Source organism: Streptococcus sp. HMSC078H12, assembly GCF_001814615.1.
Classification (GTDB): Bacteria; Bacillota; Bacilli; order Lactobacillales; family Streptococcaceae; genus Streptococcus; species Streptococcus salivarius_F.
On record NZ_KV817346.1, the window covers coordinates 12,545 to 33,289 of the forward strand.

Annotated in this window: 21 protein-coding genes, 1 tRNA gene and 1 pseudogene; 21 read left to right on the forward strand and 2 right to left on the reverse strand. The window is 40.2% G+C overall.

The window, feature by feature from the left end:
• Positions 1-24: 24 nt before the first annotated feature.
• Complete coding sequence (locus HMPREF2979_RS09260) at positions 25-1,476, reverse strand: alpha-amylase (protein WP_070656430.1); 1,452 nt, start codon at positions 1,474-1,476, stop codon at positions 25-27.
• A 219-nt stretch (positions 1,477-1,695) separates the two neighbouring features.
• Here HMPREF2979_RS09260 and folB point away from each other — a divergent pair, with 219 nt between their 5' ends.
• The 8 genes from folB to HMPREF2979_RS09300 all read left to right on the forward strand — a co-directional run bounded on the left by folB (position 1,696) and on the right by HMPREF2979_RS09300 (position 8,656).
• A complete protein-coding gene (folB, locus tag HMPREF2979_RS09265; protein WP_070656433.1) occupies positions 1,696-2,055 on the forward strand; it encodes a dihydroneopterin aldolase in 360 nt (119 codons plus the stop codon).
• The gene (gene folK, locus HMPREF2979_RS09270) at positions 2,052-2,543 is read left to right on the forward strand and encodes a 2-amino-4-hydroxy-6-hydroxymethyldihydropteridine diphosphokinase (RefSeq protein WP_070656436.1); all 492 of its coding nucleotides are present in this window, start codon (positions 2,052-2,054) and stop codon (positions 2,541-2,543) included. The genes folB and folK overlap by 4 nt, the downstream gene beginning before the upstream one ends.
• A gap of 189 nt (positions 2,544-2,732) precedes the next feature.
• Positions 2,733-3,635, forward strand: coding sequence for a UDP-N-acetylmuramate dehydrogenase (gene murB / locus HMPREF2979_RS09275; RefSeq protein ID WP_002884319.1), 903 nt, complete (start codon positions 2,733-2,735; stop codon positions 3,633-3,635).
• Positions 3,636-3,681: 46 nt separating this feature from the next.
• On the forward strand, positions 3,682-4,836 hold the full coding sequence (locus HMPREF2979_RS09280; RefSeq protein ID WP_002884517.1) for an ABC transporter ATP-binding protein: 1,155 nt from the start codon (positions 3,682-3,684) through the stop codon (positions 4,834-4,836).
• Entirely contained in the window at positions 4,820-5,614 is a 795-nt protein-coding gene (locus HMPREF2979_RS09285; RefSeq protein ID WP_070656439.1) for an ABC transporter permease, read from the forward strand. Before HMPREF2979_RS09280 ends, HMPREF2979_RS09285 begins: the two co-directional genes overlap by 17 nt.
• On the forward strand, positions 5,611-6,387 hold the full coding sequence (locus tag HMPREF2979_RS09290; RefSeq protein ID WP_002884421.1) for an ABC transporter permease: 777 nt from the start codon (positions 5,611-5,613) through the stop codon (positions 6,385-6,387). The genes HMPREF2979_RS09285 and HMPREF2979_RS09290 overlap by 4 nt, the downstream gene beginning before the upstream one ends.
• Positions 6,380-7,447 carry an ABC transporter substrate-binding protein gene (locus tag HMPREF2979_RS09295; RefSeq protein WP_070656442.1) on the forward strand — a complete coding sequence of 356 codons (1,068 nt, stop codon included), beginning with the start codon at positions 6,380-6,382 and terminating at the stop codon, positions 7,445-7,447. Before HMPREF2979_RS09290 ends, HMPREF2979_RS09295 begins: the two co-directional genes overlap by 8 nt.
• Before the next feature lie 309 nt (positions 7,448-7,756).
• Complete coding sequence (locus HMPREF2979_RS09300) at positions 7,757-8,656, forward strand: SPFH domain-containing protein (RefSeq protein WP_004183097.1); 900 nt, start codon at positions 7,757-7,759, stop codon at positions 8,654-8,656.
• Between the two features lie 43 nt (positions 8,657-8,699).
• Here the strand turns inward: HMPREF2979_RS09300 and HMPREF2979_RS09305 are convergent, their stop codons facing one another.
• The gene (locus HMPREF2979_RS09305) at positions 8,700-9,095 is read right to left on the reverse strand and encodes a lactoylglutathione lyase (RefSeq protein ID WP_002884456.1); all 396 of its coding nucleotides are present in this window, start codon (positions 9,093-9,095) and stop codon (positions 8,700-8,702) included.
• Positions 9,096-9,210: 115 nt separating this feature from the next.
• Here HMPREF2979_RS09305 and HMPREF2979_RS09310 point away from each other — a divergent pair.
• The 13 genes and pseudogenes from HMPREF2979_RS09310 to serB all read left to right on the forward strand — a co-directional run bounded on the left by HMPREF2979_RS09310 (position 9,211) and on the right by serB (position 20,579).
• Positions 9,211-10,103, forward strand: a pseudogene (locus HMPREF2979_RS09310) (ROK family protein).
• A gap of 154 nt (positions 10,104-10,257) precedes the next feature.
• A complete protein-coding gene (serC, locus tag HMPREF2979_RS09315) occupies positions 10,258-11,352 on the forward strand; it encodes a 3-phosphoserine/phosphohydroxythreonine transaminase (RefSeq protein ID WP_070656445.1) in 1,095 nt (364 codons plus the stop codon).
• Between the two features lie 12 nt (positions 11,353-11,364).
• Positions 11,365-11,922, forward strand: coding sequence for a GNAT family N-acetyltransferase (locus HMPREF2979_RS09320; protein WP_070656449.1), 558 nt, complete (start codon positions 11,365-11,367; stop codon positions 11,920-11,922).
• 18 nt (positions 11,923-11,940) lie between these two features.
• A complete protein-coding gene (locus HMPREF2979_RS09325) occupies positions 11,941-13,119 on the forward strand; it encodes a 3-phosphoglycerate dehydrogenase family protein (RefSeq protein WP_070656451.1) in 1,179 nt (392 codons plus the stop codon).
• 55 nt (positions 13,120-13,174) lie between these two features.
• Complete coding sequence (locus HMPREF2979_RS09330) at positions 13,175-13,669, forward strand: methylated-DNA--[protein]-cysteine S-methyltransferase (RefSeq protein ID WP_070656454.1); 495 nt, start codon at positions 13,175-13,177, stop codon at positions 13,667-13,669.
• 34 nt (positions 13,670-13,703) lie between these two features.
• Positions 13,704-14,057, forward strand: coding sequence for an arsenate reductase family protein (locus tag HMPREF2979_RS09335; RefSeq protein ID WP_037611955.1), 354 nt, complete (start codon positions 13,704-13,706; stop codon positions 14,055-14,057).
• A gap of 57 nt (positions 14,058-14,114) precedes the next feature.
• Positions 14,115-14,185 (forward strand) — tRNA-Thr (locus tag HMPREF2979_RS09340).
• 152 nt (positions 14,186-14,337) lie between these two features.
• The gene (locus tag HMPREF2979_RS09345) at positions 14,338-14,712 is read left to right on the forward strand and encodes a CidA/LrgA family protein (protein ID WP_002884266.1); all 375 of its coding nucleotides are present in this window, start codon (positions 14,338-14,340) and stop codon (positions 14,710-14,712) included.
• Positions 14,705-15,400: an LrgB family protein gene (locus HMPREF2979_RS09350; protein ID WP_002886784.1), complete on the forward strand. Its 696-nt coding sequence runs from the start codon at positions 14,705-14,707 to the stop codon at positions 15,398-15,400. The genes HMPREF2979_RS09345 and HMPREF2979_RS09350 overlap by 8 nt, the downstream gene beginning before the upstream one ends.
• A gap of 85 nt (positions 15,401-15,485) precedes the next feature.
• On the forward strand, positions 15,486-16,046 hold the full coding sequence (locus HMPREF2979_RS09355; protein WP_014634865.1) for an HAD-IA family hydrolase: 561 nt from the start codon (positions 15,486-15,488) through the stop codon (positions 16,044-16,046).
• Positions 16,047-17,999, forward strand: a complete 1,953-nt coding sequence (gene gyrB, locus HMPREF2979_RS09360) for a DNA topoisomerase (ATP-hydrolyzing) subunit B (protein ID WP_070656456.1) — start codon at positions 16,047-16,049, stop codon at positions 17,997-17,999.
• Between the two features lie 96 nt (positions 18,000-18,095).
• Entirely contained in the window at positions 18,096-19,820 is a 1,725-nt protein-coding gene (gene ezrA, locus HMPREF2979_RS09365; protein ID WP_070656459.1) for a septation ring formation regulator EzrA, read from the forward strand.
• Positions 19,821-19,931: 111 nt separating this feature from the next.
• Positions 19,932-20,579 carry a phosphoserine phosphatase SerB gene (serB, locus tag HMPREF2979_RS09370; protein WP_070656462.1) on the forward strand — a complete coding sequence of 216 codons (648 nt, stop codon included), beginning with the start codon at positions 19,932-19,934 and terminating at the stop codon, positions 20,577-20,579.
• Positions 20,580-20,745: the final 166 nt, after the last annotated feature.

The following is a 20,745-nucleotide window of genomic DNA, read 5'->3' on the forward strand; positions in this document are numbered from 1 at the left end:
AAAAGCTCAATTGAGCTTTTTTTCTTAGTCTTGAATTGTCCAAACGCTGACAGATTTTTCAGAAACTGGGAAGTCTCCCCATCCGTCTTCGTCAATGGTTACAGTATCAGAGCAGTTTCCAAGAATGTCGTAGAAGGTTTGGCCGGCCCAATCACTACCAATTTCCATAGACTTGCTGTTAGCAGCATCATTAGAGATTGTTACAGCTAATGGAGCGCCATCTTCGTTGCCAGAGCGTGTCCATCCAATACAGTTTGGATTATCAAAGTAGTCTGTTTGCTCTCCGTAAGCTAGGTCTTTACGAGCGTAGAGCAAGGTATCTAGGGTTTCTTGGAAATTTTCTTGAGCAAATTCACCTTCGATTCCATAGTAGTCACCATAAAATAGGCAAGGAAGACCGTCTTCACGTAGAAGAATGAGAGCATAAGCAGCTGGTTTAAACCATTCTTCAACAGTAGATTCTAGAGCTTGTCCGCGTTGAGTGTCGTGGTTGTCTACAAAGGTCACGGCATGTTCAGGATGATTTTTGACCAAAGAATGATCGAAAATTGTCATCAAATCATAATCGGCACCATCTAAGCTAGCCTTGTGTAGATTGTTGTGAAGGGAAACATCAACGAGGTCAAAACGTTTTTCAATCTTTTCAAGATAGGTATTGTTATCCTCTTCGTTACCATTCCAAAATTCACCAAAGACATAGAAGTCTTGACCTTGTTTTTCTTTGACATCGCGAATAAAATTACGCATAAAGAAAGAATCAATGTGCTTAATAGCATCCATGCGGAAGCCTTGAACGCCTGTTGTTTCAACGAACCAATCTGCCCATTCATAAATGTTTTCGATAACTTCAGGGTGTTTATAGTCTAGGTTAGCATACATAAGGTAGTCAAAGTTACCATTCTCATTGTCAACCAAGTCGTTGTCTGCCCAACCTTTGTTGTCACCTTGGATAAGATAGATACCACTTTTATTACGTTTAGCATCGAAGTCAGTTCCGTTAAAGTGGTACCAGTGCCATTCAAAATCGTTGTAGGCCTTATTGCGTCCGTCAAAGGTGAAGTGTGTCCAGCCTTCGATTTCAAATGGTTCGCTGATTTCTTGGGTACGGTCCTCTGGGTCAACTTCGACCACTTCGAAGGTCTCGAGTTTATCAGCTGCGGCCTTGTGGTTAAGCACAACGTCGGCCATAGGTACGATACCAACTTCTTTGAGTTGGTTGATAGCATTGAGATACTCTTCTTTAAGGCCGTATTTGGTGCGGACAGTTCCTTTTTGGTCGAATTCTCCAAGGTCAAAGAGGTCATAGACTCCGTAACCAACGTCATCTTTGTTGGTAGCTTTAAAAGCAGGTGGCATCCAAACGTGGCTGATGCCAAGGTCTGCCAAATGTTGGGCATCTTCAGCCAAATTGTTCCAGTGTTGACCGTCGCTTGGGAGATACCACTCAAAGTACTGCATTGCGGTTTGATTTGTCATAGTTTTTTCCTTATTAGTTGAGATAGTCTTGCTTGTAATCAGGAGTCTTTTTAACTCCTGTGCCTATATTTTACCAAATCAGAAGAATTACGCAACCGATTGCATAAGCGTAAACACACTAACTTCAGATCTGTCTAAAATATCATACTAATTAGAGACCAACTTTTCAACTGTTTTGTGCTAGAATAAAGAGGAGTCTAGTCGTGTGAAGGAGAAACTATGGATAAAATTATTTTAAATGGTTGCCGTTTTTATGGCTATCACGGGGCTTTTGCTGAGGAACAGACCCTGGGACAAATTTTTGTGGTAGATTTGGAATTGACTGTTGATTTAACTAAGGCCTCACAGAGTGACAATCTAGAAGATACGGTTCACTATGGATTGGTTTTTGAAGCCGTGCAAAAACAAGTGGAAGATAAAAAGTACATTTTGATTGAGCGTTTGGCTGGTGCGATTTGTGAGGATTTATTTGCACAGTTTCCACCAATTCAATCTATCAAAGTTCGAATTACTAAGGAAAATCCACCAATTAATGGGCATTATAAGAGTGTTGGTATCGAATTGGAGCGTAGCCGATGACAAGAGTTTATTTGAGTTTGGGTTCTAATATGGGAGACCGTCAAGGCTATCTTCAAAAAGCTGTGAAGGCCTTGAATGACTTACCTGAGACGGAAGTTAAAGCGGTATCCTCTTATTATGAAACGGCTGCCTGGGGACTGACTAATCAGGCTGATTTTTTGAATCTTGCCTTGGCTTTAGAGACGAAGTTGCCAGCAGAGACCTTACTAAGGTCATGTCAGCAAATTGAAAAAGACCTTGATCGCGTTCGTCATGAGCATTGGGGGCCTCGGACGGTAGATATAGATATTCTTCTATATGGGCAGGAAATCTGGGAGACTGAGCACCTTAAAGTGCCCCACCCTTATATGAGCCAGAGAGCTTTTGTTTTGGTGCCCTTAGTAGAAATAGCAGATGATTTGGTTGACCCTAAAACTGGGCAAGCCTACAAAAATTATTTGAGTCAATTAAACACTAGTGATGTCCGTAAATTGGAGCTTATGGACTAGCTTTGCGTGAAATTCCTTGTCGTCAAGATGGGGAATTTTTGCTATAATTAAACTTGGCTTTTTGCTGTATTTTTCTTCTAATTTTTTGGGAAAAATACTCACTCATTTTTAGGTAGTGATAGTAATATGGGGAAGTCTATCACGATACCTATAAAGAAATCAATGTATAGAAAAAGTATGGAAAATAACATGTTAGATGAACTTAAAGAAGATTTAGTGGGGATTGATATTCGTTTCGACGAACCCTTAAAACGTTATACATATACCAAGGTTGGTGGTCCAGCTGATTATTTGGCCTTTCCACGTAACCGCTATGAACTCTCTCGTATTGTCAAATTTGCTAATAAGCATGACATTCCTTGGATGGTGCTTGGTAATGCCAGTAACTTGATTGTTCGTGACGGTGGTATCAGAGGTTTTGTGATTATGTTTGACAGGCTCAATGGTATCGCAGTTAATGGTTATCAAATTGAAGCTGAAGCGGGAGCTAACTTGATTGCGACAACCAAGGTAGCCCGTTTCCAAAGTTTGACAGGTTTTGAATTTGCAGCGGGGATTCCAGGTAGTGTTGGTGGTGCCGTCTTTATGAATGCTGGTGCCTATGGTGGCGAGATTGCCCATATCTTGGTTTCTGCTCAGGTTCTTACAAAAGACGGTGATATTCGTACGATTGACGCAAGAGATATGCGCTTTGGTTATCGTCGTTCAGTGCTCCAAGAAACAGGAGAAGTGGTTATTTCAGCTAAATTTAACCTCAAACCAGGAGACTACGAGCAAATCAAGAATGAGATGAACCGTCTTAATCACTTGCGAGAGCTTAAACAACCTCTTGAATACCCTTCATGTGGTTCGGTCTTTAAACGCCCACCAGGTCACTTTGCAGGTCAGCTGATTATGGAAGCTAACCTCAAGGGACATCGTATCGGCGGCGTTGAGGTGTCAACTAAGCATGCTGGTTTCATGGTCAATGTTGATCACGGGACAGCTAAAGATTACGAAGACCTTATTGCAGATGTTATCGCCAAGGTTAAGGAAAATTCAGGTGTTAAACTAGAGCCTGAAGTACGTATCATTGGCGACAAATTAAACTAATAAAACCCTATCCCTATATTTGCTATCCATGGAGGATTTATGACAATTGACTAATCCGATTATTGCCTTTCGAAACGTCTCAAAAGTGTTTGAAGACAGTGGCACACAAGTTTTAAAAGACATCAACTTTGAATTAGAAGAAGGTAAGTTCTATACCCTACTTGGGGCTTCTGGTTCTGGTAAATCAACAATTTTGAACATCATTGCAGGTCTCTTAGATGCGACCAGTGGTGACGTCCTTTTGGATGGAAAGCGTATCAATGATATTCCTATCAATAAAAGGGATGTCCACACCGTTTTCCAATCTTATGCCCTCTTTCCACATATGAATGTCTTTGACAATGTGGCTTTTGCCCTTAAATTGAAAAAGGTGCCTAAAAAGGAAATCGAAGAGCGTGTAGAAGAAGCCTTAAAGATGGTTCAACTCAATGGTTATCAAAAACGCTCAATTCAAAAATTATCAGGTGGTCAACGTCAACGTGTGGCCATTGCCCGAGCAATTATTAACCAACCACGTGTGGTCCTTTTGGATGAGCCTTTGTCAGCACTGGATTTGAAACTACGTACTGAAATGCAATACGAGTTGCGCGAATTGCAGCAACGTCTAGGGATTACTTTTGTCTTTGTTACCCACGACCAAGAAGAAGCCTTGGCCATGTCGGATTGGATTTTTGTTATGAACGATGGTGAAATTGTTCAATCAGGAACTCCAGTTGATATCTATGACGAACCTATCAATCACTTTGTTGCAACCTTTATTGGAGAATCTAACATCCTTCCAGGCGTTATGATTGAGGACTATTTGGTTGAGTTCAATGGGAAACGTTTTGAATCTGTCGATGGAGGAATGCGTCCTAACGAACCTGTCGAAGTGGTTATTCGTCCTGAAGATTTGCAGATTACACTTCCTGAGGAAGGCAAATTACAAGTCCGCGTGGAAACTCAGCTCTTCCGTGGGGTCCACTATGAAATCATTGCCTATGACAATCTTGGCAATGAATGGATGATTCATTCAACCCGTAAGGCGATTGAGGGTGAGATTATCGGTCTTGATTTTACGCCTGAGGATATTCATATCATGCGTCTTAATGAGACAGAAGAAGAGTTCGATGCACGTATTGAAGAATATGTGGAAGTGGAAGAACATGAAGATGGCTTGATTAATGCCATTGAGGAGGAGCGCTATGAAGAAAACAGCTAGCCTCTTCTCGGTACCTTACCTCCTTTGGCTTCTACTCTTCGTGGTTGCTCCAGTGCTCATGCTACTCTATCAGTCTTTCTTTGATATCAGTGGCAACTTTACATTGGATAATTATGGCACCTTTTTTTCCAGTTGGACTTACTTAAGGATGAGTTTTAACTCGGTTCTTTATGCAGCCATCATTACTCTGGTAACGCTTCTCATCTCTTATCCGACGGCATATCTCTTAACCAGACTGAAGCATAAGCAACTTTGGTTAATGTTGGTCATTTTGCCAACCTGGGTCAATCTCCTTCTGAAAGCCTATGCTTTTATGGGGATTTTTGGCCAACAAGGTGGTATCAATGCCTTTCTCAGTTTCTTTGGGATTGCACCCATGCAAATCCTTTTTACGGATTTCTCCTTTATTTTCGTAGCTAGCTACATTGAAATTCCCTTTATGATTCTACCGATTTTCAATGCACTGGATGATTTGGATGAAAATATTGTGAATGCAAGTAAAGATTTGGGAGCCAATGATTGGCAGACCTTTACCAAGGTTATTTTTCCCTTATCGCTTAATGGGGTACGCTCTGGTGTCCAGTCGGTCTTTATTCCTAGTCTCAGCCTCTTTATGCTGACACGATTGATTGGTGGTAACCGAGTTATCACCCTAGGGACAGCTATTGAACAGCATTTCCTCACGACACAAAACTGGGGAATGGGGGCAACCATTGGTGTTGTTCTTATTGTTGCTATGATTGCGACAATGTGGTTAACAAAGGAGAGACGTCAATGAAAAAATTTGCAAATCTCTATTTAGCTCTTGTCTTTGTTATCCTTTACCTGCCAATCTTTTATTTAATCGCCTATTCTTTCAATAGTGGTGGCGATATGAATAGTTTCACAGGTTTTACTCTGGATAACTACCAGAGCATGTTTTCAGATAGCCGTCTTATGTTAATTCTGGCACAAACCTTCTTTTTAGCTTTCCTTAGTGCTCTTCTGGCAACGATTATTGGTACCTTTGGGTCTATCTTTATCTATGAAAGTAAACAGAAGCAACAGACTGGGATTTTATCCCTAAATAACGTACTTATGGTTGCACCAGACGTTATGATTGGTGCAAGTTTCTTGATTCTCTTCACTTTGATTGGTTTCCAACTAGGCTTTGTATCTGTCTTATTGAGTCACATTGCCTTTTCAATCCCAATCGTGGTTCTCATGGTGTTGCCACGTCTCAAGGAAATGAATCGAGATATGGTGAATGCCGCTTATGACCTAGGTGCAACTCAATGGCAGATGTTACGTGAGGTTATGTTGCCATACTTGACACCTGGTATTATTGCTGGTTATTTCATGGCCTTTACCTATTCATTGGATGACTTTGCAGTAACCTTCTTTGTAACGGGGAATGGTTTTTCAACACTTGCTGTGGAAATTTACTCACGTGCACGTAAGGGGATTTCTCTGGAAATCAATGCCTTGTCAACCGTTGTTTTCCTATTCTCTATTCTTTTAGTGATAGGTTATTATGCGATTACCAAGGAGAAGGAGGAGCAGGATGCGTAGACTCTATCAATTTCTGGCAGGTATCTTAGCCATTATCTTCTTCCTTTGGGGCATCTCTGCCTACATGCAGAGTCGTACAGGAAATGTGTCGGACAAATTAGTTATCTATAACTGGGGTGATTATATTGACCCAGACCTCCTGACCAAGTTTACAAAAGAAACGGGCATCAAGGTTCAGTACGAAACCTTTGATTCCAATGAAGCCATGTATACCAAGATTAAGCAGGGCGGAACAACCTACGATATCGCTGTGCCGTCAGACTATACCATTGATAAAATGGTTAAGGAAGACCTTTTGGTGAAGTTGGATAAATCTAAAATCAAAGGTTTTGACCAGATTGGCTCAAGCTTTAAAGGACTTAGTTTTGACCCTCACAATGACTATTCCATCCCTTATTTCTGGGGAACTGTCGGTATTGTTTATAATACAAAATTGGTGAAAAAAGCACCACAGCACTGGGATGATCTTTGGTCACCAGATTACAAAAACCAGATTATGCTAGTTGATGGTGCGCGTGAAGTCCTTGGATTCTCACTCAATAGCCTGGGATATAGCTTGAATACGAAGAATATGACCGAATTAGGTTTGGCTGAAACTAAACTTAATAGTCTAACACCAAATATCAAGGCTATTGTTGGTGATGAGATGAAGGGCTACATGGTTCAAGGTGATGCGGCTATTGGAGTAACTTTCTCAGGGGAAGCCAGTGAGATGCTTGATAAAAATGAGGACCTACGTTACGTTGTCCCATCTGAAGGCTCAAATCTTTGGTTTGATAATCTGGTGATTCCTAAGACTGTAAAGCATGAAAAAGAGGCTTACGCCTTTATCAACTTCATGCTTAAACCGGAAAATGCGGCGCAAAATGCTGAATATATCGGTTATGCCACACCTAACCAAGCAGCTAAAGCTTTGCTTCCAATGAGTATCACTGATGATAAAGCCTTTTATCCCTCAGAATCAACCATTAAAAACCTTGAAGTCTATAACAACTTAGGTCAAAAATGGCTCGGAATCTATAACGATATTTACCTTCAAGTTAAAATGTATCGTAAGTAAGTCTTTTGAGATTTGAGTTTTGGATGCCATCTAGAATGATTCTTCAAACGATTTTATTTTCGAAAATACTAAGAGGCTGAAACGATTTCGTTTCAGCCTTTTTCTTATATCGAAAAGTCTCGCCTGTTGCGTACAACTCTCTCGATTAACAGGAGTTTCCAAGTTTTCAAGAGTGCTGACATATAAGCGATAAAGAAAGTGTCTCTTTTACACTATTTCGAACGAGCTATGCTATTTTTCTTGAAAAATTGTATCACTGTGCTATAATAAAACAAAGAAAATTTTAATGTTTATTTTGGAGGACTTAACATGCAAGCAGCACTTCTCTTTTTACTGTTTTCATTCCTGATTATTTTGGGAATTCTCATCAGTATGCTTTACGTTGTACGTCAACAGTCAGTGGCTATCGTTGAACGTTTTGGGCGTTATCAAAAAATTGCAACGAGTGGGATTCATATGCGTTTACCATTTGGTATCGATAAAATTGCCGCTCGTATTCAATTACGTTTGCTTCAAAGTGAGATTGTGGTTGAGACTAAGACAAAGGACAATGTCTTTGTCATGATGAATGTGGCTACTCAATATCGTGTTAATGAGCAAAATGTTACAGATGCTTACTATAAACTCATGCGTCCAGAAGCTCAAATTAAATCATACATTGAGGATGCTCTCCGTTCATCAGTTCCTAAATTGACGCTCGATGAACTCTTTGAGAAGAAAGATGAAATTGCCCTTGAGGTTCAACACCAAGTGGCTGAAGAAATGACAACTTATGGTTATATCATTGTTAAGACCTTGATTACCAAAGTTGAACCAGATGCAGAAGTTAAACAGTCTATGAACGAAATCAATGCTGCCCAACGTAAGCGTGTCGCAGCCCAAGAATTGGCAGAAGCTGATAAGATCAAGATTGTCACAGCAGCCGAAGCCGAAGCTGAAAAAGATCGTCTTCACGGGGTTGGTATTGCCCAACAACGTAAGGCAATCGTTGATGGATTGGCTGAATCTATCGCAGAACTTAAAGAGGCCAATGTGGGTATGTCTGAAGAGCAGATTATGTCTATTCTCCTGACTAACCAATATCTAGATACCCTTAATACTTTTGCGGCTAAAGGCAATCAAACCTTATTCCTACCAAATAATCCAAACGGTGTGGATGATATTCGTACCCAAATTTTGTCAGCCTTAAAGACAGATAATAAAAATTAAGCACAAAAAAGAAGCCAGATCTATACAATCTGACTTTTTTGTTTTATTTTTCTAGGAATTGCGTCAAACGAATAACTTCAATCTTATAGCCATCTGGATCAGTGATAAAGTAGTACATTTTGGGTTTACCAGGAAGACCTGAGAGGTCTGTGACAGTATAGCCAGCTTCTTTGTGAGCTTGGTGTGTAGCTTCTAGGTCATCAACACCAACGGCGATATGACCATATCCATCCCCAAGATCATAAGCTTCATGGTCGTAGTTGTAGGTTAATTCCAACTCGTAATCAGGATCATCTTCGAGTTGCAAGTAGACAAGGGTGAATTTATATTCTGGAAAATCATTGCGACGAGCTTCTTTGAAACCAAGAGCTTCTTTATAAAATTTAAGTGAGGCTTCTAGGTCCTTGACACGGACACAAGTGTGTAGAAATTTAGTCATGTGAGATACTCCTTTTATCTAATTCTGTAAGTTTATGATAGCATTTTGGAACCGTTTTTTCTAGTTTTTGTTCTTTTGTGTTATAATGACGAAAAACAATCTGTGGAGGATGCTTATGACGATTTTAGCGCTTGATTTTTGGGGAACACAGGTGAAGTCAGCACTTGTCTCGGAGCGGTTTGCCATTGAAAAGAGTCTGCCGACGCAGTCATCTCCACAAACCTTAGAACAAGCTATTGATGTGATTGTCAGATAGTTACTTCAGTTGAAACAGACCTATCAGGTATTGCAATTAGTGTTCCAGGGACGGTTGATACTGAGGAAGGTGTCATTTATCATGGTGGCTTATTGAGGTTCTTTCACGGCTTTCGTATTAAAGAGGTCCTCGAAGCCAAGTACCATCTGCCTGTGATGGCTCTTAATGACGGTAAAGCAGCAGCCTTGGCAGAGCTAGCCACAGGTCATTTGCAAGGAGTGACCAATGGTGCAGCCCTTGTTTTGGGTTCAGGTCTAGGTGGTGGTTTCATTATTAATGGTAAACTTTTTCAAGGAAGTCACTTTCAAGCGGGTGAGTTGACCTTTCTGTTACCAGTTCAAATGGAAAAAGTTGATCCTTCATTGATGCGAGGCATGACTTTGTCGGCTGTCGGTTTAATCACCAAGGTAAATGAAGTGCTAGGTAACTCAGATTTAAAGGATGGTTTAGCTGCATTTAAGGCCATAAATGCAGGAGATAAAACAGTCTATCCGCTTTTTGAAAGCTATTGCCGTAATCTAGCCATTACCATTTTGAATCTTCAAACCATCTTTGATGTGGAAACCTTTGTTATTGGAGGTGGTATTTCAGCCCAGCTGATACTTATCGAGGAGGTCAACCGCCAGTTTGATAAGGTTCACCATGAGATTGACTTTATCGGTAAAATTATTAAACGTCCCAAGATTGTTGCTTGTCATCATCATAATGGAGCTAATCTAATTGGGGCAGCCTATTTTCTTAAGCAAAAATAAACGGATACTAAAATCAATTACTGATGAAAATATACATAAAATACCTAACTTTTTTGAGGCGAGCGGTTAATCCCGTTCGTTTTTTACTGTTAACACTTTACAATATTCAGAAAATTCGCTATAATAGGACCATTAAAATTTTGGAGGTGTCTTTATGACAATTTATAATTTCTCAGCAGGACCTGCTACATTACCAAAACCAGTGCTTGAAAAAGCCCAAGCTGAATTGCTTAACTATCAAAATTCCGGTATGTCCGTGCTAGAAATGTCCCACCGTTCTCCAGAATTTGACAAAATCGTTAAAGATGCGGAAGCGACACTTCGTGAGCTTATGGCCATTCCTGATAACTATAAGGTTATTTTCTTGCAAGGTGGCGCTTCGACACAATTTACAATGGTCCCACTTAACCTCGCTCAAGGTAAGAAAGCTTACTACCTTGTAGGTGGTTCATGGGGTAAAAAAGCTTATACAGAAGCTGTTAAACTTTCAAAAACGATTCCTTTTGAACCAATTCTTTTGGCCTCTTCAGAAGAAACTGTTTACGATCACATCCCAAGCTTTGACCCAGCAACAATTGATCCAGAAGCTGCTTATGTTCACTTGACAACGAACAATACCATTGAAGGAACATCTATCTACGATTTGCCTGATACTAATGGTGTGCCAATTGTAGCTGATATGTCTTCAAATATTTTGGCTGCTCGTTACAATGTTGAGGACTTTGCCCTTATCTATGCTGGCGCTCAGAAAAATATTGGACCTGCTGGGGTGACAGTGGTTATCGTTCGTGAAGACTTCCTTAACGACCAACCACAATTGTCTGCCATGTTGGATTACCGTATTCAAGCTGAAGCAGGATCACTTTACAATACACCACCATGTTTCAACATCTATATTTCAAAACTCGTCTTTGACTGGGTTAAAAATGAAATCGGTGGCGTTGACAAGATGGCTGAAATTCAACGTGAGAAATCAGGTCTTCTCTATGATTACATTGAGTCATCTGATTTCTACACAAATCCTGTCAAAGATGCCAAGGATCGTTCTGTCTGCAACATCCCATTTGTAACACCAAGTAAAGAGTTGGATGCTAAATTTGTAGCAGAAGCAGATGCTCTTGGTTTCAAGAATATCAAAGGCCACCGTTCTGTAGGTGGTATGCGTGCTAGTGTTTATAATGCTTTCCCACGTCAGGGTGTACTTGACTTGATTGACTTTATGAAGAAATTTGAAGCCGAAAATAAATAATTAGGTAAAGAGATGGAAATTAGACAAGCCTTCCCAAATGAAATTGGGGCTATCATGACTGTGATTGAGAGTGCTAGAACTGCTTTAGCAGAAGCAGGGAACACCCAATGGCAAGGAGCTGATGGTTACCCTACTGAAGAAACTATCTTTGACGATGTCCTTAATGGGCAGGCCTATGTAGGAATTGTTGATGGTCAAATCGTTTCTTATGCTGCGGTGATTGTTGATGGAGACCCTGCTTACGACAAAATCTATGACGGGGACTGGAAACACCACAATAAGCGCTACATTACTTTTCATAGAATTGCCGTTTTAAGTGAATTTACGGGTCAAGGCATTGCTCAAACCTTTATTCAAGGTCTTATTGAGGGAACGGATGCCCATGATTTCCGTTGCGATACGCATGAAAAGAATACTGTCATGCAGCATATTTTGGAGAAGCTTGGCTATGTCTATTGTGGCAAGGTTCCTATTGATGGTGAACGTCTTGCTTATCAGAAAATCAAAACTAAGCAGGAGAAGGCCTTTTATCAAGAACTTGATGAAGCAGCTCACCACGGGATACATTGATTTAAGAGGAAAAAAATTATGGTATTTAGTGTAAAAACGTATAACAATATTAACCAGATTGGTTTGAAGGAACTTGGAAATCATTTCCAAATTGATGGTGATTTAGCGGAAAATCCGGATGCCTATATCATTCGTAGTCAAAATCTCCATAATACTGTCTTCCCTGACAACTTGAAAGCTATTGCGCGTGCTGGTGCAGGTACTAACAATATCCCAGTTGACGAAGCAACTGAAAAAGGGATTGTTGTCTTCAATACTCCAGGTGCCAATGCCAACGCTGTTAAAGAAGCTGTTTTGGCCTCTATCTTACTCTCAGCACGTGACTATATTGCAGCCAATGCTTGGGTTAACACACTTAGTGGTGACGACGTTCCTAAACAAATTGAAGCAGGTAAGAAACAGTTTGCAGGTAGCGAGATTGCTGGTAAGACATTGGGTGTTATCGGACTTGGTGCTATTGGTGCACGTATTGCCAATGATGCTTACCGATTGGGAATGAAGGTCTATGGTTACGACCCATATGTTTCTATTGAAGCTGCCTGGAATATCTCTCACCATGTAAGACGTGTTTCTGATCTTAAAGAGATTTTTGAAAACTGTGATTATATCACCGTTCACGTTCCATTGACACCAGATACAAAAGGTACTTTCAATGCGGATGCTTTTAACCTTATGCAAAAAGGGACAACTATCATTAACTTTGCCCGTGCAGAGTTGGTAGATAATGATGCCCTCTTTGATGCTTTGGAAACAGGTGTGGTTAAACGCTATATCACCGACTTTGGTACAGAAGACCTCCTTAACAAACCTAATGTGACTGTCTTCCCACACGTTGGTGGATCAACAGGTGAAGCAGAACTTAACTGTGCGATTATGGCTGGTCAAACCATTCGTCGTTTCATGGAAACAGGGGAAATTGTTAACTCTGTTAACTTCCCACGTGTGCAACAGGCCTTGAGTGCCCCATACCGTATCACCTTGATTAATAAAAACGTGCCTAATATTGTGGCTCGTATCTCTACTGCGGTTTCTGATTTTAATATCAATATCGATAATATCATCAACCGTTCTAAGGGCGACTATGCCTATACACTTCTTGACCTTGATGAAACAGACAAGTCTAAGATTGATGAATTGGTTGCTAAGTTTGAAGCTAGTGACAATATCGTTCGTGTGCGTTTGATTAAAGGTAAATAATAAGAGTTAATTGACAGGAACAAGAGATTCCTGTCTTTTTTGTTATAATAAAGACATGCTTTATCGTCAGTATTATTTATCTCCTATTGGACGCTTGTGCTTGGTGGCTAGTGACCAAGCACTTTATGGTATTTGGTTGGAGGGGCAAAAACATTTTCAGGCAGGAATCAAGGAAGAGGAGCTAGTAGACACCTCAAATCCTATCTTGAAAATGACCAAGAATTGGTTAGAGGCATATTTTAAAGGCGAACATCCAAATCCAGATAAACTGCCTCTAGCTGATAGAGGGACGGCCTTCCAGCTAAAGGTTTGGTTAGCTTTACGGGACATTCCTGTGGGGCAGAGCATAACTTATAGTCAGATTGGTAAAGTGATTTCATGCCAATCGGCACAGGCTGTAGGAACTGCTGTTGGTAAGAATCCCTGGTTGATTATCGTCCCTTGTCATCGGGTTCTTCCTAGTAGTGGTCATATAGGAAAATATGCTGCAGGAGAAGACGCCAAGCGTTTCTTACTTCATTTAGAAGGCATTAGGTTTGACAATCCTTAGACAGATATCTTATGCTAGAAAAAAGGAGAAAAACATGTACACTTTTTATGAATATCCCAAATGTAGCACTTGTCGCAAGGCAAAGGCAGAACTCAATCAATTAGGTTTAGATGTTGAATCTATTAATATTAAGGAAAATCCACCTTCAGCTCAATTTTTAAAAGAGCTTTTGGAAGGGTCAGATTTAGAACTTAAGAAATTCTTCAATACGAGTGGTCAATCCTACCGCTCTCTAGGTCTAAAGGATAAGTTGCCAACCCTATCTCTTGATGAAGCTGTTGAACTCTTGGCTTCAGATGGTATGTTGATTAAACGTCCTATCTTGATTAAAGATGGTAAGGTTTTACAGGTTGGTTACCGTACCCCTTACCAAGACTTAAATTTATAAAAAATAAGCAAAAAATCTTGCCACAGTAAATAAAAGTATGGTAAGATTAAAACAGTTGCCGCTATAGTTAAATGGTATAATAGAGCAATGGTAATGCTCCGTTCCGAGTTCAATTCTCGGTGGTGGCATCTGTGATAAAGTCCAGCCTTAGGGTTGGATTTTTTTATATTCAAAGAGGCTGATTTATACCTCTCAATTTTTCAAAAGAATTTACTGAAAACTCTTGAAATTCAAAAAAAAAGGAGTAGACTAATAGGTGATTAAACCTAGGAGGCAAGTCGTGAAATACTACGTTCAATTTATGTTGATTTGTTTGTTTGCCGTTATTGGTGAAGCTATTTCAACATTCTTCAAATTACCTATTCCTGGAAGCATTATTGGCCTGTTCTTGCTTCTTATTGCTCTTCAGCTTAAGTGGATTCGTCTACGTCATATTCATGCAGTAGCAGAGTTTTTAATTGCCAATATGACTATTCTATTTTTGCCAGCAGGTGTCGGTATTATGGAACGATGGAATGCTATTTCAGCGAATATTGTCCCTATTATTTTGATTATTATGGGAGCCCTGGTTCTTAATATTGTAGTGATTGCAGTAGTTGTCGGTTTCATCAAAAAACATTTTGAAGGTGATTACGAGGAGGTTAAACGTGGCTAATTTTTTTAATACACCCTTGTTTGGGCTAACACTTTCTGTACTAGCTTACACAATAGGGCTTTTGATTTATCGCCGTTTTCCTAATCCTTTAACAACGCCTCTTCTTGTATCGACTGCCTTGATTATCGTCATTTTGCACTATACAGGTATTTCCTACAAGGATTACTATGTAGGTGGTTCTTACCTTAACAGTTTGATTATTCCTTCAACAGTCGCGCTAGCAGTTCCTTTTTATAAGAATCTACACCTCATGCGCCATCACTATAAGAGTATTCTAATTGGATCAACTGTTGCCTGTGTTTTAAATACGAGTTATACGGCCCTGATTGCTAAGCTTTTTGGGATGGATTATTTCCTAGCCATCTCTCTCTTTCCTAAGTCTGTAACGACTGCCATGGCTGTAGGAATTTCGGAAAAAATGCAGGGGATTACGACAGTAACCTTGGTTGTCGTTGTTATTACGGGTATCTTAACCTCTGTCTTGGGTCCTGTCTTCTTAAAAATGATTGGCATTAAAGATCCAGTTGCTATCGGACTTTCACTCGGAGGAACTGGACACGCCGTAGGTACCGGAGCTGCCTTCAGATATGGTCAGGTTGCAGGTGCCATGGGTGGTCTTTCAATTGCTGTAACAGGGATTCTATATGTCTTTATTAGTCCTATTGTGGCAAGTTTGATTCTGAAATAAAAAATTAAGGTTTGGATAGGTTTTCCAAGCCTTTTTAGCTGTGAAAAACAAGCAAAATCTGACCTTTTATGTTATAATTAAGGTTATGAATTATGGAGATTATATCTGGGATTTGGGTGGTACCTTGTTGGATAATTACCAGGTATCAACCCAAGCCTTTCTAGCAACTTTAGAACAATTTGAGCGTACAGCAGAACCTCAAGCAGTCTATGATGCCCTTAAGGTATCAACGAGCACTGCCATTGCTATGTTTGCGCCTGATATAGCTGATTTTCGAACCCTATATAAGCAGGAGGAAGCCAAGCATTTACAGGAACCTGTTCTTTTTGAAGGTGCTAAGGCTGTCCTAGCTAAGATTGTGACCGAGGGTGGGCGTAATTTTTTGGTTAGCCACCGTAATCACTTGGTGCTAGAAATCCTTGACAAAGCAGAAATTGCCTCTTATTTTACGGAGGTTGTAACTTCTGAAAATGGCTTTGCTAGAAAGCCGAGTCCAGATAGTTTCCTTTATTTAATTAAAAAATACGATATTAAACACGGCTTGGTCATTGGTGACCGCCAGATAGATATAGAGGCAGGAAAAGCAGCAGGTCTGGATACTTTGCTTGTTGACGGCCATAAATCATTATTGGAGATTGTGACATAAATGACTGATGAATTAAAAAATCTTGAAGAAAAAGCGCAAGAATATGATGCCAGCCAGATTCAAGTCCTAGAGGGGCTTGAAGCGGTACGTATGCGCCCAGGTATGTATATTGGATCAACCTCAAAAGAAGGGTTGCATCATTTGGTATGGGAGATTGTCGATAACTCAATCGATGAGGCCTTGGCTGGTTTCGCCACTCATATTCAAGTCTTTATTGAACCGGATAATTCTATCACGGTTGTCGATGATGGTCGTGGTATTCCAGTCGATATCCAAGAAAAAACTGGTCGTCCTGCAGTTGAAACTGTCTTTACGGTACTTCACGCTGGTGGTAAATTTGGCGGAGGCGGTTATAAGGTCTCTGGTGGATTGCACGGGGTTGGTTCTTCGGTCGTTAATGCCCTCTCAACACAACTTGATGTTAAGGTTTATAAAAATGGCCATATCCACTTTCAAGAGTATAAACGCGGGGTAGTGGTAGCAGATCTAGCAGTAATTGGTGAAACAGAGAAACATGGTACGACTGTTCACTTTACGCCAGACCCAGAGATTTTCCAAGAGACAACCGAGTTTGATTTTGGAAAATTAGCTAAACGTATCCAAGAGCTAGCCTTTTTGAACAAGGGGCTCCGTATCTCTATCACAGATAAGCGTGAGGGTCTCGAACAAGAGAAACATTATCACTACGAAGGTGGTATCACATCTTATGTGAAATACATCAATGAAAACAAGGATGTTATCTTTGATGAACCTATCTACACTGATGGTGAGATGGATGGTATTTCAGTTGAAGTTGCTATGCAATATACAACTGGCTATCATGAAACGGTGATGAGTTTTGCTAACAACATTCACACCCATGAAGGTGGTACCCACGAACAAGGTTTCCGTACAGCCTTAACGCGTGTCATTAATGACTATGCGCGTCAGAATAAGATTCTCAAAGAAAAAGATGATAATTTGACTGGGGATGATGTTCGTGAAGGGTTGACTGCTATCATCTCTGTCAAGCATCCAAACCCACAATTTGAAGGTCAAACTAAGACCAAGCTTGGAAACTCTGAAGTGGTTAAGATTACCAATCGTCTCTTCAGTGAAGCTTTGAGTCGCTTCCTCTTGGAAAATCCTGCCATTGCTAAGAAGATTGTTGAAAAAGGGATTTTGGCTTCTAAGGCTCGTATCGCCGCTAAACGTGCCCGTGAAGTGACACGTAAGAAGTCAGGTCTTGAAATTTCTAACCTTCCAGGGAAGTTGGCAGACTGTTCATCAAATAATGCCGAAATGAATGAACTTTTCATTGTCGAAGGGGACTCAGCTGGTGGTTCTGCTAAGTCAGGACGTAACCGTGAATTCCAAGCCATTCTGCCAATTCGAGGTAAGATTTTGAACGTTGAAAAGGCTAGCATGGATAAGATTCTAGCCAATGAAGAAATTCGTTCTCTCTTCACAGCTATGGGAACAGGTTTTGGAGCTGAATTTGATGTCAGCAAGGCTCGTTACCACAAGTTGGTAATTATGACCGATGCCGATGTCGATGGGGCTCACATCCGTACCTTGCTTCTGACTTTGATTTACCGCTTTATGCGTCCAGTCTTGGAAGCAGGCTATGTCTATATTGCACAACCTCCAATTTATGGGGTTAAGGTTGGTTCTGAGATTAAAGAATACATCCAACCTGGTGCCGATCAAGAAGACAAATTGCGTTCTGCTCTTGAAAAGTATAGTGTGGGACGTTCAAAACCTACGGTACAACGTTATAAAGGTTTGGGTGAAATGGATGACCACCAACTTTGGGAAACAACCATGGACCCTGAAAATCGTTTGATGGCACGTGTTTCTGTGGATGATGCTGCAGAAGCAGATAAGATTTTCGATATGCTGATGGGAGACAAGGTTGAACCTCGCCGCGAATTTATCGAAGAAAATGCCGTTTACAGTACTCTAGATATCTAATATTCTTTTAGAAAAGGGTGCAATGCTAGGATAACTATGATATAATCGTAATGTTATTCTACATTTATGAACATAATAGACGATTAAGGAGAAACTATGTCTAGCGGAATTGTTTTACTGATTGTAGTGGTAGTTATGCTCGTAATTATCGCTTACTTAGTCGGTATTCTTATTAGAAAACGAAATGATTCGCGGATTGCACAGCTTGAAGAACGCAAGCAAAAATTGTTTGACTTGCCAATTAACGAAGAAATTGAAGAAGTTAAAAAGCTTCACTTGATTGGACAAAGTCAAACAACCTTCCGTGAATGGAATCAGAAATGGATTGATATCTCGACAAATTCATTCGCAGATATTGAAAATCATATTTTCGAAGCTGAAAATATGAATGATACCTTCCATTTCTTCAAGGCTAGTGGTGAAATCAATAACATTGAGAGTCAGTTAGATCTTGTGGAAGAAGATATCAAGTCTATCCGCGAAGCGCTCTCAACCTTGAAAGAACAAGAAGAAAAGAACAGTGCTCGCGTTAAGCATGCATTAGACTTGTACGAAGAGTTGCAAAACTCAATCGAGGAAAACTCTGATAATTTCGGTTCTACCATGACCGAAATCAATAAGCAGCTTAAAAACATTGAAGCTGAGTTTGCAGAATTCGTGACTCTTAACTCATCAGGTGACCCTGTTGAAGCATCTACTATCTTGGATCGTGCAGAAGAGCACACTATTGCATTGGGTCAAATTTCAGAGAAGATTCCTGCTATTGTAGCTAAGTTGGAAGATGATTTCCCAGATCAGTTGGATGATTTGGAATCTGGCTATCGCAAGTTGATTGAGCAAAATTATCACTTCCCTGAGAAAAATATCGAACGTCGCTTCCAAGAAATTCGTGAAGCTATCCGTTCAAACTCAAGTGAGTTGGTTTCTCTTGATTTAGACCGTGCGGAAGAAGAAAACGCTGAGATTCAAGAAAAAATTGACAACTTGTATAGCATTTTTGAACGTGAAATTGCCTCATACAAGGTTGTTATGCGTCAAAAGAAAATTTTGCCAGATTATCTCAAGCATGCTAAAGAAAACAACAAGAAACTTCAAGAAGAGCTTGAGCGTCTCATGTTGACTTACATCTTCGATGAAACATATGCGGCAGATGTTCGTAGCTTTGCATCTGATATTTCAGGTGTGGAGACGGCTGTTCTTCCGACCCTTGAAAATTTTGAAACTCAGGTAAAACCATTCTCAGAACTTGAGAAAATCTTTGAAAAGAGTCTTAATACCTTGTCAGCTGTTGAAAATGGTCAGGTTGAGGTCTTTGAAAATCTTCAGGCTATTGAGATAAACGAAGCTAAAGCACGTGAAGAGCTTGATCTTTATGTTAATAAATTGCATGTTATCAAGCGTTACATGGAAAAACGTAACCTGCCAGGTATTCCTCAATCCTTCTTGAGTGTATTCTTCTCAACTAGTGCTCAAATTGAGGCCCTTATGGACGAACTCAGCCGTGGCCGTATTAATATTGATGCGGTAATGCGTTTGACAGAAACATCTAAAAACGCCATTGATCATTTGGAAGAGACTGCTTACTTGGTTGTTCAAAATGCAACCTTGACTGAGCAACTCTTGCAATACTCAAACCGCTACCGTTCGTTCGAACCTGCTGTTCAAAGTAGCTTTGAGCATGCACTTAAATTGTTTGAGGTTGATCATGATTATGATGCATCTTTGGAAGAAATCTCTTATGCCTTGGAAACAGTTGAACCAGGTGTGACAGATCGCTTTGTATCATCTTACGAGAAGACACGCGAACAAATTCGTATGTAAGAGAAAGATTCTGGACTGCGGTCCAGATTTTTTTGTAAGGTCCGTTTTTCATTTCATATTTGAATTAAATCTAGTGAAGGCTTATATAGACATCGAAGAATCGAGGTAATTATGTCAGAAGTTAAAGGTTTATTAGTTATGGACGTAGATTCTACGCTAGTCCAAGAAGAAGTTATTGATTTATTGGGAGAAGAAGCAGGCGTTGGTCAAGAAGTTGCTGAAATCACAGAGCGTGCCATGCGTGGAGAATTGGATTTTAGACAGGCCTTAAATGAGCGTGTAGCGACCCTCAAGGGATTGCCAGAGAGTATATTTGATAAGGTATATGCTCGTATTCATTTCAACAAGGGAGCCAAGAAAGTGGTGGATGAACTCCACGCCCGTGGCTTTAAGGTAGGCTTGGTTTCTGGAGGTTTCCATGAGACTGTGGATAGACTAGCAGCTGAAGCAGGAATCGATTATGTCAAGGCTAATCACCTAGAGGTGGTTGATGGTGTCTTAACTGGTAAGGTTTATGGTGAGATTGTTACCAAAGATGTCAAGGTAGCCAAACTCAAAGATTGGGCGGTAGAAAATGGTCTCGAACTCTCACAAACCATTGCAATGGGTGATGGTGCCAATGATTTACCTATGATTAAGACAGCTGGCATTGGTATCGCCTTTTGTGCTAAACCAATTGTCCGTGAACAAGCTCCCTACCAAATCACAGAACCAGACTTGTATAAGGTAATCGAGATTTTGGATGAGGTTAAGAAATAGTAGATATATAAATAGTCCTTTGGATGATTCCAAAGGACTATTTGTATACCAAAAAAAAACACCGAATCGGTGTCACTTTCTCAAGTTGATTACGGACTAAGCCTTATTTTAACTTTGCTGCCTTGTTTCGAATGGTTTCACTCTCTCTTTGTAACAATTTTTGGTT

Excerpts from the sequence above, each read along its gene's own strand:
- HMPREF2979_RS09260 (WP_070656430.1), bottom strand. The coding sequence starts at position 1,476 with ATGACAAATCAAACCGCAATGCAGTACTTTGAGTGGTATCTCCCAAGC.
- folB (WP_070656433.1), top strand. The coding sequence starts at position 1,696 with ATGGATAAAATTATTTTAAATGGTTGCCGTTTTTATGGCTATCACGGG.
- folK (WP_070656436.1), top strand. The coding sequence starts at position 2,052 with ATGACAAGAGTTTATTTGAGTTTGGGTTCTAATATGGGAGACCGTCAA.
- murB (WP_002884319.1), top strand. The coding sequence starts at position 2,733 with ATGTTAGATGAACTTAAAGAAGATTTAGTGGGGATTGATATTCGTTTC.
- HMPREF2979_RS09285 (WP_070656439.1), top strand. The coding sequence starts at position 4,820 with ATGAAGAAAACAGCTAGCCTCTTCTCGGTACCTTACCTCCTTTGGCTT.
- HMPREF2979_RS09290 (WP_002884421.1), top strand. The coding sequence starts at position 5,611 with ATGAAAAAATTTGCAAATCTCTATTTAGCTCTTGTCTTTGTTATCCTT.
- HMPREF2979_RS09295 (WP_070656442.1), top strand. The coding sequence starts at position 6,380 with ATGCGTAGACTCTATCAATTTCTGGCAGGTATCTTAGCCATTATCTTC.
- HMPREF2979_RS09300 (WP_004183097.1), top strand. The coding sequence starts at position 7,757 with ATGCAAGCAGCACTTCTCTTTTTACTGTTTTCATTCCTGATTATTTTG.
- HMPREF2979_RS09305 (WP_002884456.1), bottom strand. The coding sequence starts at position 9,095 with ATGACTAAATTTCTACACACTTGTGTCCGTGTCAAGGACCTAGAAGCC.
- serC (WP_070656445.1), top strand. The coding sequence starts at position 10,258 with ATGACAATTTATAATTTCTCAGCAGGACCTGCTACATTACCAAAACCA.
- HMPREF2979_RS09320 (WP_070656449.1), top strand. The coding sequence starts at position 11,365 with ATGGAAATTAGACAAGCCTTCCCAAATGAAATTGGGGCTATCATGACT.
- HMPREF2979_RS09325 (WP_070656451.1), top strand. The coding sequence starts at position 11,941 with ATGGTATTTAGTGTAAAAACGTATAACAATATTAACCAGATTGGTTTG.
- HMPREF2979_RS09330 (WP_070656454.1), top strand. The coding sequence starts at position 13,175 with ATGCTTTATCGTCAGTATTATTTATCTCCTATTGGACGCTTGTGCTTG.
- HMPREF2979_RS09335 (WP_037611955.1), top strand. The coding sequence starts at position 13,704 with ATGTACACTTTTTATGAATATCCCAAATGTAGCACTTGTCGCAAGGCA.
- HMPREF2979_RS09355 (WP_014634865.1), top strand. The coding sequence starts at position 15,486 with ATGAATTATGGAGATTATATCTGGGATTTGGGTGGTACCTTGTTGGAT.
- gyrB (WP_070656456.1), top strand. The coding sequence starts at position 16,047 with ATGACTGATGAATTAAAAAATCTTGAAGAAAAAGCGCAAGAATATGAT.
- ezrA (WP_070656459.1), top strand. The coding sequence starts at position 18,096 with ATGTCTAGCGGAATTGTTTTACTGATTGTAGTGGTAGTTATGCTCGTA.
- serB (WP_070656462.1), top strand. The coding sequence starts at position 19,932 with ATGTCAGAAGTTAAAGGTTTATTAGTTATGGACGTAGATTCTACGCTA.